The sequence below is a fragment of the Agromyces sp. LHK192 genome, assembly GCF_004006235.1.
Classification (GTDB): domain Bacteria; phylum Actinomycetota; class Actinomycetes; order Actinomycetales; family Microbacteriaceae; genus Agromyces.
Genome location: NZ_CP034753.1, coordinates 674,091 through 687,079, shown reverse-complemented (window position 1 = coordinate 687,079; position 12,989 = coordinate 674,091). Strand labels below are relative to the sequence as shown.

Genomic DNA, 12,989 nt, shown 5'->3' with positions numbered 1-12,989 from the left:
GCCCTCGGCGTCCCGGCAGGCGCAACCCCCCTGCGGATGTCGGTGGCCCGGCGTAGACCGGAACCCATGGACATCGAACACGTGAACCCGCCGGAGCTCCATACCAACCCGGCGTTCAGTCAGGGGGTCCTCGTCCGCGGCGACCACGACGTGCTCTACGTCGGCGGCCAGAACGGCACGGATGCCTCGGGCGACATCGTCGCCGGCGGCATCGGGCCGCAGACCGAGCAGGCGATGCGCAACGTCCTCGCCGTGCTGGCCGCGGCCGGCGCCGACCAGTCGAACGTGGTGCGCCTGGCGATCCTGCTCGTCGAGGGGCAGTCGTTCCAGGAGGGCTTCGAGGCGGCCATGCCCGTCTGGGGGCAGCACGCCACGGCGATCACCGGTGCGCAGGTCGCCGCGCTCGCCAGGCCCGACGCGCTCGTCGAGGTCGAGGCGGTCGCGGCGATCCCGCGGGGGTAGGTCAGGCGCGCGCGTCCGCGTCGCCGACCGCGCCGGCGTCGGCATCGACAGCGGCGCCTGCATCTTCGTCGCCGCGCGGCAGGCGCACCGTGAACACGGTGCGTCCGGGCTCGCTCTCGACGTCGACGCTGCCGTGGTGGGCTTCGACGACGGCACGCACGATCGCGAGCCCCAGGCCCGTGCTTCCCGCCCGGCGCGAACGCGACGAGTCCGCGCGCGCGAACCGTTCGAAGAGGGTGTCGCGCACCGCCGGGTCGATGCCGGGTCCGTCGTCGGCGATCGAGATCACGGCCGAGCGGCCGCGGCTCGCGGAGGCATCCGTCGTCAGCGTCGCCGTCACCGACGTGCCGGCGGGCGTGTGCACGCGCGCGTTGGCGAGCAGGTTCGCGATGACCTGGTGCAGGCGCGGCCGGTCGCCGTCGACGACGACCGGGTCGTCCGGGAGTTCGACCGTCCACTCGTGTTCGGTGCCGGCGACCTGCGCGTCGGCGACCGCGTCGGCCAGGAGGGCCCGCAGGTCGACGTCGTCGCTCACGAGTTCGCGGCCCTCGTCGAGCCGCGCCAGGAGCAGCAGGTCCTCGACGAGTTCGGTCATGCGCAACGACTCGGACTCGATGCGCCCGATCGCGTGCACGACGTCGTCGGGCAGCTCGCCGCCGTGCATCCGGGTGAGTTCCGCGTAGCCGCGGATCGAGGCGAGCGGGGTGCGCAACTCGTGCGAGGCATCCGCTACGAACCGTCGCACCTTCCGCTCCGACTGCTCGCGTGCGGAGAGCGCGGATGCCACGTGGCCGAGCATCCGGTTGAACGCCGTGCCGAGCCGACCGACCTCGGTGCGGGGGTCGTCGACCGGGACCCGCTCGTCGAGGTCGACGTCACCGCGATCGAGCGGGCGCTCCGAGACGGCCTGTGCGGTCTCGGTGACCCGCTCCAGCGGCGCGAGGGCGCCACGCACGACGACGGAACCGACGGCGAGCACGGCGACGAGCCCCGCGACGGCGACGATCGCGACCGTGATCGCGAGCTGGGTCGTCTGGGCGATGACCTCGGCGAGGGGAAGGGCGAGCACGATCCGCACCTCGGGGGCGGTCTCGACCGCGAGCGCCCGGTATTCGCCCAGTTCGCCGGCGCTGATGGTGTGCACCTCCCGGTCGAGCGGCACCCCCTGGAGCGCCACGAGCGCCTGCGGACCGGCCGGCACCAGGCTGCCGTCGTCGATGTACGCCGCATCGGAGGTCTGCGCGACGAAGATGCCGCCGAGCGTGCCGTCGGGCTGGCCGGGCACGCTCAGGAAGTCGCGGACCGTCGCGGCGGGGTTGTTCGGGATGCCGGGACCGGTGGCGCCGTCGGCGCGCTCGGCGGCGGCTCGGAGGCCGGCGTCCAGTCGGGCCACGTTCGACGTGTGCACCTGGATCACGGTCGCCACGCCGATCACCGCGGCCATGGCGACCAGGAGCCCGGCGACGAGGGTGAGGAGTCGCCGGCGAAGCGTCCACGGCGCCCGACCCGTCGGCGACGACGCATCCGCTGCGGGGGCCGGTGCGTCCTCGCCGACGTGCACCGAGCCGGTCGCGGCATCGGCCGCCGCCCTCGCGGCCGCCGCGTGGCCCGGGTCTCCGGGGCGGGTCATCCGCTCGTCGCCTTCAGCATGTACCCGGCGCCGCGCACCGTGTGGATCATCGGGTCCCGGCCGGCGTCGATCTTCTTCCGCAGGTACGAGATGTAGAGCTCGACCACCGATTCGCGCCCGCCGAAGTCGTACGACCAGACGCGGTCGAGGATCTGCGCCTTCGACAGCACCCGGCGCGGGTTGCGCATCAGGAATCGCAGCAGTTCGAACTCGGTGGCGGTCAGCTCGATCGGCTGCCCGTCGCGCGCGACCTCGTACGAGTCCTCGTCGAGGGTGAGGTCGCCGACGCGCAGCACCGGGTCGCGCTGGGCGGCGAGGGTCAGCGTCGAGCGGCGGATGAGTCCGCGCACGCGCGCGACGACCTCCTCGAGGCTGAACGGCTTGGTGACGTAATCGTCGCCGCCGGCGGTGAGGCCGGCGATGCGGTCGTCGAGCGAGTCCTTCGCGGTGAGGAACAGCACGGGCGTCTCGGTGCCGTCGGCGCGCACGCGCTGCAGCACCTCGAGGCCGTCGAAGTCGGGCAGCATGATGTCGAGCACGATCGCGTCGGGTCGGAACTCGCGCGCCGCCTTCACGGCGCCGATGCCGTCGCCCGCGGTACGCACGTCCCACCCCTCGTAGCGGAACGCCATCTTCAGCAGGTCGGCGAGGGATGCCTCGTCGTCGACCACCAGCACGCGCACCATCGACCCGTCGGGCTTCTGCAACTGCGGGGCGCGGGCAGCGGTCTGGTCGTTCGTCATGCGACCAGTATCGACGCGCCGACTATGCGTCGGCTATGCGTCTGCTGTGGCCGGGGTCACGGCTGAGGCCGCGGCAGCGGGCGCGGTCGCGGCATCCGGACCGATCCAGGTGCCCATACCCGATCCATAGGAATGCGAAAGCCGCGAGACAGCCTGCCTCCCTAGCGTCTGGCTCGCGGCACCGACCGGTGGCGACTCCCCGACCCGAGGACCAGCATGTTCTTCACCTACCTTCGCCGCGAGCTCGCCGGACGCCGCAGGCAGACCGCGATCATCGCGATCGGCATGGCACTCGCCATCGCCCTCGTCATGATCGTGACCGCCGTCTCGGCCGGCGTGCGCGACGCCCAGGCATCCGTGCTCCAATCCGTGTACGGCGTCGGCACCGACCTCACCGTCAGCCGGACGCCCACCCCGCCCGCCGAGGGCGAGGCCGGTGGGGGCGGCGGCCCGCAACGGTTCGAGTTCGGCGCCGATGAAGGGCAGACGACCGACGGCTCCACCGAGATCAGCCAGTCGCGGCTCACCGCAGGCTTCGGCAGTTCGACGTTCGACGCCTCGGCCCTCGAGACGGCACAGGGCGTCGACGGCGTGGCCGCGGCGTCGGCAGCGCTGTCGCTGAACAACATCTCGTTCTCTGGGCAGCTGCCCCAGCGGCAGGACGCGAACGCCGACCCCGCCCAGGGCGACCAGATGCAGTCCGGCGGCCAGCCCCCGCAGGGCGGCTTCGACGGCGCCGGCGGCAGCGCGTTCGACGTCGACAACTTCTCGGTGCTCGGCATCGACCCCGCCGGCGACGCCGTCGGCCCCCTGTCGTCGGTCGAACTGGCCGACGGCCGCGGTCTCGAGGCATCCGACGCCGGTGACGCGGTCGTCGTGCTCGATGCCGACTACGCGACCAGCGCCGAACTCGCCGTCGGCGACACGCTGGACATCGGCGGCACCGACTTCGAGATCGTCGGCACCGTGACCTCGACGTCGTCGGACGCATCCACCGCGTCGAACGCGTACATCCCGCTCGACCTCGCGCAGGAGCTCTCCGGCGAAGACGGCATGATCTCGAACGTCTACGTGCAGGCCGAGTCGTCCGATCGGATCGCGGCCGTCCAGGCCGAGCTCGAGGAGGCACTGCCCGACGCGACGGTCAGCTCGCAGTCCGACCTCGCGTCGACCGTGTCGGGCTCGCTCTCGAGCGCGTCGAGCCTCATCGCGAACCTCGGACTCTGGCTGTCGATCGCGGTGCTCGCCGCCGCGTTCCTCATCGCCATCCTCTTCACCATCCAGGGCGTCACCCGCCGCACCCGCGAGTTCGGCACGCTCAAGGCGATCGGCTGGGCCGACGGGCGCATCGTCGGCCAGGTCGCGGGCGAGTCGCTCGTACAGGGACTCATCGGCGGTGCCGTCGGCCTCGTCGTCGGACTCGCCGGCATCCAGGTCGTCAACCTGCTCGGCATCACGATCGGCGGCGCGTCGACGGATGCCGCTGCCGGCGGCCCCGGCGGCATGGGCGGCGACGGCGGCCCGGCCGGTGCCATGGGAGGCATGGGCGGCGGCGGTCCGTTCGGCGCCATGGGCCAGTCGGCCGCGGCGAACGCCGAAGTCGTGCTGAACGCACCGATCACCGTGAGCGTCATCGCGATCGCGATCGGCCTCGCCGTGCTCGGAGGGCTCCTCGCCGGCGCGATCGGCGGCTGGCGCGCCTCCCGGCTGCGGCCGGCTGAGGCCCTCCGGAGCGTCGCATGAACACCGGCACGACCCGCACCCGAACGAACGAGAGCGAGCAGGACATGACCATCGAGACCACGGCGCCCGGGGCATCCGCTGCCGGCGCATCAGACCCGACGACCCGTGCCGACCGGCCGACCGCTGGGTACCGCCTCGAGCACGTCGGCAAGCAGTACCCCGGGAAGCGCGCGGTCACCGCGCTGAAGGACATCACGCTGGAGATCCCGGCCGGCCAGCTCGTCGCGATCCAGGGGCCGACGGGCGGCGGCAAGTCGACGCTGCTCCAGATGCTCGGCGCACTCGACCGGCCGACGACCGGGCGCATCGCGCTCGGCGACCACGAGCTGTCGCACCTGCCCGACGGGAAGCTCGGCAAGCTGCGGGCGAAGGAGATCGGGTTCGTCTTCCAGAGCTTCAACCTCATCCCCACGCTCGCCGCGCAGGAGAACGTCGAGACCGCGCTCGAACCGTTGGGCGTGCCGGCTGCCGAACGGCGTCGCCGGGCGGCGGAAGCGCTCGCCGCGGTCGGGCTCGCGGAGCGCGCCGGGCATGTGCCCGGTGAGCTCTCGGGCGGTCAGCAGCAACGCGTCGCGATCGCGCGGGCGCTGGTGAAGGAACCCGCCGTGCTCCTCGCCGACGAGCCCACCGGCGCGCTCGACGAGGAGACCCGCGACGAGATCCTGAACCTCCTCGAGGGGCTCTGGCGCGACCGCGGCCTGACGCTCGTCATCGTCACGCACGACTCGGCCGTCGCCCGGAGGGCGCAGCGCCGCCTGCACCTCAAGAACGGGGTGGTCACCGAGCGCTGACGGAGGTGCGATCCTTCGGGGGCGCAGGCCTCCCGCAGGAATGCGTGCGAGTTCCTCCCGCCCGTGCGACATGCACGTCGCACCGGTTGGAGGAACTCGCACGCGATCCCCGTGGAACACGCGCCGTCGCGTCAGCCGATGCGGTAGAACCGCCAGGCCGGATGCTCGATGCCGAGCTCGTCGACACGGCCGAAGCCGGCCGCGGCGGCCCACCCCCGCACCGTCGGCGCGCGCAACACCGTGCCGTTCGCGACCTCGGCCGACTCCGCCGTCGTGGCGGGCAGGCAGTGCAGGACGCTCATCGCGTAGAGCATCTGCTCGACATGGTCGGAGTCCGGCGTGAACGCGTCGGCGACCCGCTCGTCGGCGACCAGCACCGCGCCCCCGGTGCGGAGCGCGCCTCGGAATGCGGCCAGCGCCGCCGTCGGCCGACCCATGTCGTGCAGCGCCCCGAACACCGTGACGAGGTCGAAGCCGTCGGCGCGGACGAGCTCGGCCGCCGCCCTGACCGCGTCGGCATCGGCCGCGTTCCCGACGAGGAACACCACGCGATCGTCGACCCCCTCGGCAGCCGCATGTGCACGGGCCTCGAGGATCGAGGCGGCGTCGAGGTCGATCCCGACGACCGTCGCCTCGGGGAACGCCTGCGCCAGCCCGATGGTCGACCGGCCCGTTCCGCATCCCGCATCGAGCACGACCCCGCCCGCGTCGAGCCGAGCAGCACGGTCGGGGAGGCACGCGACCCAGTCGCGCATGAAGTGATGGAACCCGGGACGGTTCAGCGCGCCCAGGCCCTGCCGGAGTTCGGCACCATACTCGTCGAACGCGACGCCGCGGCCGAGGCGGAAGTCCTCGACGACCTCGGGGAACGCGAGCGCCACGCCCGCGAGCAGGCCCGCGGCAGGGGCGGTGTGCGCCGGATGCGTCGCCTCGATGAGCACCGGGACGTGCGCCGCCGGCACCGAGAAGGTACGCAGGTCGGCGGGTTCGGCCGGGTCGTCGACCGAGAGGATGCCGGCGGCCGCCTGCTGCTCGAGCCACTCCCGCGCGTACCTCGGGACGATCCCGGTCACCCGGGCGAGCGCCGGCGGGGTCATCCGGCCGTGCTCGTGCAGCGCCCGGTAGAGGCCGTGACGGCGCCCGAGCTCGATCGTGAGCAGCGTCGTGCCCGAGGCGAGCAGGGTGAGCAGCCGTTCGGCGAACAGCTGGACGGCCTCGGCGTGGTCGACCTCCGCGAGGTGGACCTCGGCGCGCACGTCGGCCGCGGAGTGCGGGCCGACGTCGGCGTGCATCTCCAGTGCACCGCCGTCGGGTTGGGTCAGTGTGTCGGTCATGGTGGTTCCTTGATTGCCTTCCTCGCCGTGTCGGCGGCACGAGCGTGCCGCCCCGGCGTCCTCCGGCCGCACGGACGTGCGACCCGGGAGCCAGTGAACGCCGGAGCAGGCCGCGGCGAATCGCCCGTTGCGGCCAATGCGCGTGGCCGGAACCGGCCAGGCATCCGCTCAGATGACCTCGTGGCGCAGCGCCCACGCGGCCGCGGCGGTACGCGACGGGACCCCGAGCTTCGTCCGGATGTTCGCGATGTGCCGGTGCACGGTGTGCGCGGAGAGGAAGAGCTTCGCGGCGATCTGGCCGTCGGTGCGGCCCTGCGCGACCAGGCGCAGGATCTCCCGCTCGCGGTCGGTCAACCGCACGTCGCCGGGCCCCGACCCGACTGGGGCGTCGCCCCGGCGCGCCGCCGCGCCTCCCGCCGGCACCGGCGCGCCGAGGAATCCGAGGGTCGCGCGGGCGACGGCGTCGGCATCGCCGCGCCACGGGAAGTGGTCGTCGCCGTCGAGCTCCACGAAGGTCGCACCGGGGATGCGCCGGGCCACGTCCTTGCCGAGCGCGAACGGGATCGCGCGGTCGGCGCGCCGGTGCAGCACGAGCGTCGGGGCGCGCACGTCGCCGAGGTGCCCGGTGGCGTCGTAGTCGTAGACGGCGCGCAGCGAGGCGAGCGCGACCTCGCGCGACGCCGACCGTCGTTGGAACTCGACGAACTCCGCCCGCTCCTCGGCCGTCGCGTCCGGCAGGAAGAGGTCGGCCAGCACCCTGGAGCCGAGGCCCCAATGGCGGGCGACGACGTCGAGCATCGCGGCCCGCGCGTCTGGTGGAGCGAGGTCGACGCCCCGCGCGTACGACCCGTACATGATCAGCCGATCGACGCGGTCCGGGTATCGTGCGGCGTAGAGGGAGGCGACCCCGGTTCCCGATGACGCGCCGAAGAGTGCGACCCGGCCGCTCGGAGCCGCGACGTCGAGGAGCGCGGCGAGCGTCGCCAACTCCTCCTCGAGTGTCCGCGGCGACATGCCCCCGCGGTCGGAGACGCCGGCGCCCGGGCGGTCGTAGCGGATCACCGTGCGGTGCGCGGCGAGCGCTGAGACGAATCGACGGAACCGCGCGTTGCGCCAGTCGAGCTCGAGGTGGCTCGACCACCAACCGCCCACGACGAGCGGGGGGCCGTCGCCGACGGCCGCCCAGGCGACGGACGAGTCGTCGTGCTCGGCATAGCGGACGACCTGGTCCTCGGGTTCCACGGCCTGAGTCTAGGAGTCGAGCGATCCTCGGACCAGAGGGGTCGGGGCGACGGACCGGGGCGTCGTCTCCGGAACGGCGCGGAGCGGTGAAAGGATCCGAGGATGACGATTCGAGTGAATGTCGACAACTTCGCGACGGCCGAGACGCATCGGATGATGCACGACCTCCAGCAGGATGCCGGAGGGGTGAACCGATTCCGGCACAACCGGGCGCCGGCGGCGATCGACGAGCAGACGGTGATCCGGCTGAACCGGGACACGCTCTACAGTTTCGCGGTGGTCGATCTCAGCGCCGGGGCGACGTTGACCATCCCCGAGCACGGCGAGCGCTACCTGTCGGCGATGGTGGTCGACGAGCACCACTACGTCGATGCGATCTACCACGATGCGGGCGAGTACCGACTGGCCGTCGAGCAGTTCCGCACGCCCTACGTGGTGCTGGCGGTGCGGATCCTGGTCGATCCGGCCGACGAGGCCGACGTCGCGGCCGTCACCGCCCTGCAGGATCGGATCGGGCTCGAGGCCGGTTCGTCCACGCCCTTCGTGATGCCCGACTACGACACCGGCACGTTCGACGAGACGCGGAACGCGCTGCTCGCGCTGGCCCGGAACCTGACCGATTTCGATCGGACCTTCGGCACGAAGGACGAGGTCGACCCCGTCCGTCATCTCATCGGAACCGCGGCGGGATGGGGCGGACTGCCGAGCTCCGAGGCGCGCTACATCGGCGTCGACCCGCGGCTCCCGGTCGGGCGGTACGAATTGACGGTCGGCGAGGTGCCGGTCGACGGGTTCTGGTCGATCTCGGTGTACAACCGGGACGGGTTCTTCGAGCCCAACGAACGGGGTTCGTACACGATCAACAACATCACCGGCGTTCGCAACGACGACGGCACGATCACCGTCCGGTTCGGCGACCACCCCGACGACGCGCCCAACGTGATCCCGATCACCGACGGGTGGAACTACCTCGTCCGGCTGTACCGACCTCGCGCCGAGATCGCCGACGGCACCTGGACCTTCCCGACCCTGTCGGCGTGAACGGCGGCGCCGGCGTCTCGCGCGCCGTCGGCATGAACGCACGCGCCGGCGTCTCGCGGCACCGCACGACCCCGCGCTAGACGATACGGAGCAGTCGCGCCGCGTCGGCCGCCGCCCGCGCACGCTCGACCTCGTGGCCGAGCGGCGCGGGACCGCGATCGGCGGACCCGGCCGCCACGATCGGCGGCAGGTCGTCGAGCACCGCCGGGAGCTCGGCGCGGTGCTCGATCCGCATGCGGCGGGCTCCGGCGAGCGCGGGGCCGCCGTCGTCGCCGAGCAGGATCGTGACGTGTTCGCCCGGCAGGAGGACCTGCGCATCGTCGCTGCCGGGGGCGTCCACCTGGCGCAGGATCCCGGCGGCGAGCTGTTCGTCGAGCCACGAACGGGCGAACCGCTCGTCCACGCCCGCCGTCGTGGCGAAGGTCGCGGCATCGACCGGTCCCGATTCGAACAGCACGCGGTAGTAGCCCCGCTTGCGGCCGAAGGCGATCGACGCCCGTGTCCGGCGATCCCTTGCGGCGATGGCGTCGCTGCCGGCCCGATCGATGCCGATGGTGATGATGGACATGGTCGTCTCCTCGATCCGGTCGTCCCATCCGGGGCGACACCACGATCAGACGACGACCGCCGCCGCGACGCATCGCGCGTTCCGGCCACCGCCCCTGGCCCGAACGGGCCACCGCACGCGATGACGGTGACGGCGCAGATGTCCCCCAGAGGGGGCACAGAGGGGATCCACAGGTCGGCTTCCTACCCTCGAAGGAATGTCGCACCACCTGGATTCCCCCACTGATCCCGAGTCCCGACCGAGCGGCGAGGCCGTGGCCGACGGGGTTGCGCCCAGCCGCGGATCCTCGGTGCTCCGGCGACGCCGGCTCCTCGTCGGCGGGGTCGCCGGGTTGCTGCTGCTCGGCGGAGCGGCGACGGCGATCGTCGCGGCATCCGATTCAGGCGGCACCGATGCACCCCGCGTCGCGGCCGCCGAAGACGTGACGGATGCCTCGGGCACCGCGGTCTCACCCGCCGACACGACGGCTGCCGACAAGTCCTCGTTCGCCTCGCTCTCTCCCGCCGTCGCGGCGCAGATGTCGTACGTGCTGGCGAACTGGCAGTCGACCGAGCACGACGTGTTCGGATACATGACCGAGACCGACTGCGTGAACTTCGCCAGCCAGTCACTGCTCGAGCGCGGGTGGACGACCGACGACGAGTGGTGGTACGCCGAGGGCGGCGACCCCTACGCGCACTCCACCGCGTGGATCAGCTCGACCGCGTTCATGGAGTGGCTCGGGGAGCATCCCGAGCGCGCGACCGCGCTGACCGACGACCAGCGCGACCTCGTGAAGGTCGGCGACATCGTGCAGTTCGACTGGGACGACTCGGGCGACCGCGACCACACCGGCATCGTGACCGCCGTCGAGACCCGCGACGACGGGACGATCTCGATCGAGTACGCGGGCCACACGGATGCCACGTGGGACCGCACCGTCGACGAGGCGATCACGCAGATCCACCCGGGCGGGGTCGCGTACTACTGGAGCATCCCGGAGTAGGGCGCGAGGAGTTTCCGGTCCGCCACGCGGGCGGGACGGGAGCCGTCAGGCGGGCAGGCCCGCCGCGAGCTCGCGGTCGAGCTGACGGGCGTACGCGTCGACGACCTCCGACGAGCGCGCACCGATCCAGGGGCTGACCTCGACGCCGCCCTCGGGGCGCATCCACTCGTCGAGCCAGGTGTCGACCGCGGTGACCAGCACGGAACCGCGCGGCTCGACGGCCGCGTCGGCGCGCTCGCGGAAGAGCCAGTGCACGCCGATTCCGGCCGGAGCGTCGAGCGGGACGACCTGGAGGGCGTTGATCGCCTCGATCAGCACGATGCCGGAGGCATCCGCCTGGCAGTCGCGCAGCCGCTCGCGAATGGTCGGGAGGTCGGCCGTGTCACCCGCGAGCAGCACCTTCGGGGCGTCGGGTTCGCGCTTGCGCATTCGGCTGGCCATGCTTCCAGCTTAGGTAAGGCTTGCCTGCAACGCAAACAGGGGCAACCCTGACCCGCGACGGGCCTGACGGCCAGCGCTCGGCAGCGTTCGACGCGCCCCTACTGATTGCTGAATGCGGCGTCGAACGACGCGGCCGGCTTCGGCCAGAGCAGCGACCGGATGTACCCGACGGCCTCCTTCGCGCCGTGCAGCCGGTCCATCCCGGCGTCCTCCCACTCGACCGAGATCGGCCCGGCGTACCCGATCGCGTCGAGCGCGCGGAACGCGTCCTCCCACGGCACGTCCCCGTGCCCGGTCGACACGAAGTCCCAGCCGCGGCGCGGGTCGCCCCACGGCAGGTGCGACCCCATCACCCCTGCGCGACCGTTGCGCTGGCGCATCCTCGTGTCCTTGCAGTCGACATGGTAGATCCGGTCCTTGAAGTCCCAGATGAACCCGACCGGGTCGATGTGCTGCCACATCATGTGCGACGGATCCCAGTTGAACCCGAACGCCTCACGATGCCCGATCGCGTCGAGCGTGCGCACGCTCGTCCAGTAGTCGTACGCGATCTCACCCGGGTGCACCTCGTGCGCGAACCGCACACCCTCCGCGTCGAACACGTCCAGGATCGGGTTCCACCGGTTCGCGAAGTCCTCGAAGCCCTGCTCGATCACGCTCGCCGGCACCGGCGGGAACATCGCCACGTACGGCCAGATGCTCGAACCCGTGAACCCGACGACGGTATCGACGCCCAGCTTGCGGGCGACCCGCGCCGACCGCCGCATGTCCTCGGCAGCACGCTGCCGCACCCCCTCGGCGTCGCCGTCGCCCCAGACGTAGTCGCGCAGTATCGCCTGATGCCGGAAATCGATCGGCGCATCGCACACCGCCTGGCCCGCGAGGTGGTTCGAGATCGCGAAGACCCGCAGGCCGTACCGGTCGAGCACCTCGAGCCGCGACGCGACGTACGCGTCATCCTCGTCGGCGCGCGCCAGGTCGAGATGATCGCCCGAGCACGCGATCTCCAACCCGTCGTACCCCCACTCCGAGGCGAGGCGTGCGACCTCCTCGAACGGCAGGTCCGCCCACTGCCCCGTGAACAGCGTCACCGGGTGCGTCGAGGCGGGCGTGCCAGGCTCGGCGGCAGCGGCATCCGTCATCGTGATTCCCTTTCGTCCTGCAGCGCGGTCAGGAACCGGATGCTCCGTTCCGCGAGGTCGTCCTGCGAGGCGGCCAGCGGTCGCCAGACCGAGGCGGCGACGGCGATCGTCGCGTTCTCCCCGGTGAAGCTCTCGAGGCCGAGCGGCCCCGTGTACCCGACGTCGTCGAGCGCGTCGAGGAACCCCGGCCAGTCGAAGTGGTCGTCGCCGACCGGGCCGCGGTCGTTGCCGCAGACCTGCACGTAGGCCACGTGCTCGCCGGCCGCGCGCACGGCGTCGCCGATGGAGCGCTCCTCGATGTTGAGGTGGTAGGTGTCGAGCGCGAGCCCGAGTCCCGGGCCGAGCAGCGGGCCGAGCGCGTCGAGCGCCTGCTCGACGGTGTTCACGAGGCTCGTCTCGTAGCGGTTCAGCGGTTCGACGGCGAGGCGGATGCCCCGGTCCGCGGCCTGCCGAACCACCGGCCCGAGCGCGCCGCGCAGCTCCGCATAGCGGGCCTCGCGCTCCTCGTCGTCCATGCGCCACGTGCGCCCGGTCGCCGCGGTGAGGGGCCCGGCGACGATGCGCGAGCCCAGCCGCTCGGCGACCTTCACGCACTGCACGAGGTAGTTCTGCGTCGCGACGACCTCGGAGCCGGGCGCCGCGACGAGGTTGCGGCCGGGCCCCATGGCGCCGACCACGATCGGCGTCAGGCGGTGCTCGGCGAGCACGTCGGCCGCGGCATCCGGCGACCAGTCGCCCGGCTGCTCGACCGGCAGCTCGATCGCGCCGAAGCCCATGCCCGCCGCCTTCGCGGCGATCTCGCGCAGCGAGTCGTCGCGAAGCGGCGACGTCCACACCCACGTGTTCACCCCGATGGTGCGTCGCATC

The 12,989-nt window shown here is 72.4% G+C and carries 13 protein-coding genes; 5 read left to right on the top strand and 8 right to left on the bottom strand.

Features of this window, described 5'->3' with window-relative positions:
• Positions 1-66 precede the first annotated feature (66 nt).
• Positions 67-462 (top strand): RidA family protein, encoded by a 396-nt coding sequence (locus tag ELQ40_RS03080; protein WP_127792358.1) that lies wholly within the window; start codon positions 67-69, stop codon positions 460-462.
• A gap of 1 nt (position 463) precedes the next feature.
• On the opposite strand, the gene ELQ40_RS19320 is transcribed toward ELQ40_RS03080, so the two are convergent.
• A complete protein-coding gene (locus ELQ40_RS19320) occupies positions 464-2,092 on the bottom strand; it encodes a cell wall metabolism sensor histidine kinase WalK (protein WP_305004409.1) in 1,629 nt (542 codons plus the stop codon).
• Positions 2,089-2,835, bottom strand: coding sequence for a response regulator transcription factor (locus ELQ40_RS03070; protein WP_127792357.1), 747 nt, complete (start codon positions 2,833-2,835; stop codon positions 2,089-2,091). Before ELQ40_RS03070 ends, ELQ40_RS19320 begins: the two co-directional genes overlap by 4 nt.
• 216 nt (positions 2,836-3,051) lie before the next feature.
• On the opposite strand from ELQ40_RS03070, the gene ELQ40_RS03065 reads away from it, so the two are divergent.
• Complete coding sequence (locus ELQ40_RS03065; RefSeq protein ID WP_127792356.1) at positions 3,052-4,578, top strand: ABC transporter permease; 1,527 nt, start codon at positions 3,052-3,054, stop codon at positions 4,576-4,578.
• Positions 4,575-5,369 carry an ABC transporter ATP-binding protein gene (locus ELQ40_RS03060; RefSeq protein WP_240665917.1) on the top strand — a complete coding sequence of 265 codons (795 nt, stop codon included), beginning with the start codon at positions 4,575-4,577 and terminating at the stop codon, positions 5,367-5,369. The genes ELQ40_RS03065 and ELQ40_RS03060 overlap by 4 nt, the downstream gene beginning before the upstream one ends.
• A gap of 131 nt (positions 5,370-5,500) precedes the next feature.
• On the opposite strand, the gene ELQ40_RS03055 is transcribed toward ELQ40_RS03060, so the two are convergent.
• Together ELQ40_RS03055 and ELQ40_RS19060 are read right to left on the bottom strand one after the other, a co-directional pair.
• Complete coding sequence (locus ELQ40_RS03055; RefSeq protein WP_127792355.1) at positions 5,501-6,703, bottom strand: bifunctional 2-polyprenyl-6-hydroxyphenol methylase/3-demethylubiquinol 3-O-methyltransferase UbiG; 1,203 nt, start codon at positions 6,701-6,703, stop codon at positions 5,501-5,503.
• A 168-nt stretch (positions 6,704-6,871) separates the two neighbouring features.
• Positions 6,872-7,945 carry an alpha/beta fold hydrolase gene (locus ELQ40_RS19060; RefSeq protein WP_127792354.1) on the bottom strand — a complete coding sequence of 358 codons (1,074 nt, stop codon included), beginning with the start codon at positions 7,943-7,945 and terminating at the stop codon, positions 6,872-6,874.
• Positions 7,946-8,047: 102 nt separating this feature from the next.
• On the opposite strand from ELQ40_RS19060, the gene ELQ40_RS03045 reads away from it, so the two are divergent.
• Entirely contained in the window at positions 8,048-8,986 is a 939-nt protein-coding gene (locus tag ELQ40_RS03045) for a DUF1254 domain-containing protein (RefSeq protein WP_127792353.1), read from the top strand.
• Between the two features lie 76 nt (positions 8,987-9,062).
• Here the strand turns inward: ELQ40_RS03045 and ELQ40_RS03040 are convergent, their stop codons facing one another.
• Positions 9,063-9,554 (bottom strand): hypothetical protein, encoded by a 492-nt coding sequence (locus ELQ40_RS03040; RefSeq protein WP_127792352.1) that lies wholly within the window; start codon positions 9,552-9,554, stop codon positions 9,063-9,065.
• A 196-nt stretch (positions 9,555-9,750) separates the two neighbouring features.
• On the opposite strand from ELQ40_RS03040, the gene ELQ40_RS03035 reads away from it, so the two are divergent.
• Positions 9,751-10,539: an amidase domain-containing protein gene (locus tag ELQ40_RS03035; protein WP_127792351.1), complete on the top strand. Its 789-nt coding sequence runs from the start codon at positions 9,751-9,753 to the stop codon at positions 10,537-10,539.
• 45 nt (positions 10,540-10,584) lie between these two features.
• On the opposite strand, the gene ELQ40_RS03030 is transcribed toward ELQ40_RS03035, so the two are convergent.
• The 3 genes from ELQ40_RS03030 to ELQ40_RS03020 all read right to left on the bottom strand — a co-directional run bounded on the left by ELQ40_RS03030 (position 10,585) and on the right by ELQ40_RS03020 (position 12,988).
• Complete coding sequence (locus ELQ40_RS03030) at positions 10,585-10,980, bottom strand: SIP domain-containing protein (protein ID WP_127792350.1); 396 nt, start codon at positions 10,978-10,980, stop codon at positions 10,585-10,587.
• Between the two features lie 98 nt (positions 10,981-11,078).
• Positions 11,079-12,122 (bottom strand): sugar phosphate isomerase/epimerase, encoded by a 1,044-nt coding sequence (locus ELQ40_RS03025; protein ID WP_164863455.1) that lies wholly within the window; start codon positions 12,120-12,122, stop codon positions 11,079-11,081.
• A complete protein-coding gene (locus ELQ40_RS03020; RefSeq protein WP_127792349.1) occupies positions 12,119-12,988 on the bottom strand; it encodes a sugar phosphate isomerase/epimerase in 870 nt (289 codons plus the stop codon). Before ELQ40_RS03020 ends, ELQ40_RS03025 begins: the two co-directional genes overlap by 4 nt.
• Between the last annotated feature and the right edge of the window lies 1 nt (position 12,989).

What these genes read in the sequence shown, in the direction of transcription:
- ELQ40_RS03080 (WP_127792358.1), top strand. Translation starts at nt 67, where the DNA reads ATGGACATCGAACACGTGAACCCGCCGGAGCTCCATACCAACCCGGCG.
- ELQ40_RS19320 (WP_305004409.1), bottom strand. Translation starts at nt 2,092, where the DNA reads ATGACCCGCCCCGGAGACCCGGGCCACGCGGCGGCCGCGAGGGCGGCG.
- ELQ40_RS03070 (WP_127792357.1), bottom strand. Translation starts at nt 2,835, where the DNA reads ATGACGAACGACCAGACCGCTGCCCGCGCCCCGCAGTTGCAGAAGCCC.
- ELQ40_RS03065 (WP_127792356.1), top strand. Translation starts at nt 3,052, where the DNA reads ATGTTCTTCACCTACCTTCGCCGCGAGCTCGCCGGACGCCGCAGGCAG.
- ELQ40_RS03060 (WP_240665917.1), top strand. Translation starts at nt 4,575, where the DNA reads ATGAACACCGGCACGACCCGCACCCGAACGAACGAGAGCGAGCAGGAC.
- ELQ40_RS03055 (WP_127792355.1), bottom strand. Translation starts at nt 6,703, where the DNA reads ATGACCGACACACTGACCCAACCCGACGGCGGTGCACTGGAGATGCAC.
- ELQ40_RS03045 (WP_127792353.1), top strand. Translation starts at nt 8,048, where the DNA reads ATGACGATTCGAGTGAATGTCGACAACTTCGCGACGGCCGAGACGCAT.
- ELQ40_RS03040 (WP_127792352.1), bottom strand. Translation starts at nt 9,554, where the DNA reads ATGTCCATCATCACCATCGGCATCGATCGGGCCGGCAGCGACGCCATC.
- ELQ40_RS03035 (WP_127792351.1), top strand. Translation starts at nt 9,751, where the DNA reads ATGTCGCACCACCTGGATTCCCCCACTGATCCCGAGTCCCGACCGAGC.
- ELQ40_RS03030 (WP_127792350.1), bottom strand. Translation starts at nt 10,980, where the DNA reads ATGGCCAGCCGAATGCGCAAGCGCGAACCCGACGCCCCGAAGGTGCTG.
- ELQ40_RS03025 (WP_164863455.1), bottom strand. Translation starts at nt 12,122, where the DNA reads ATGACGGATGCCGCTGCCGCCGAGCCTGGCACGCCCGCCTCGACGCAC.
- ELQ40_RS03020 (WP_127792349.1), bottom strand. Translation starts at nt 12,988, where the DNA reads ATGCGACGCACCATCGGGGTGAACACGTGGGTGTGGACGTCGCCGCTT.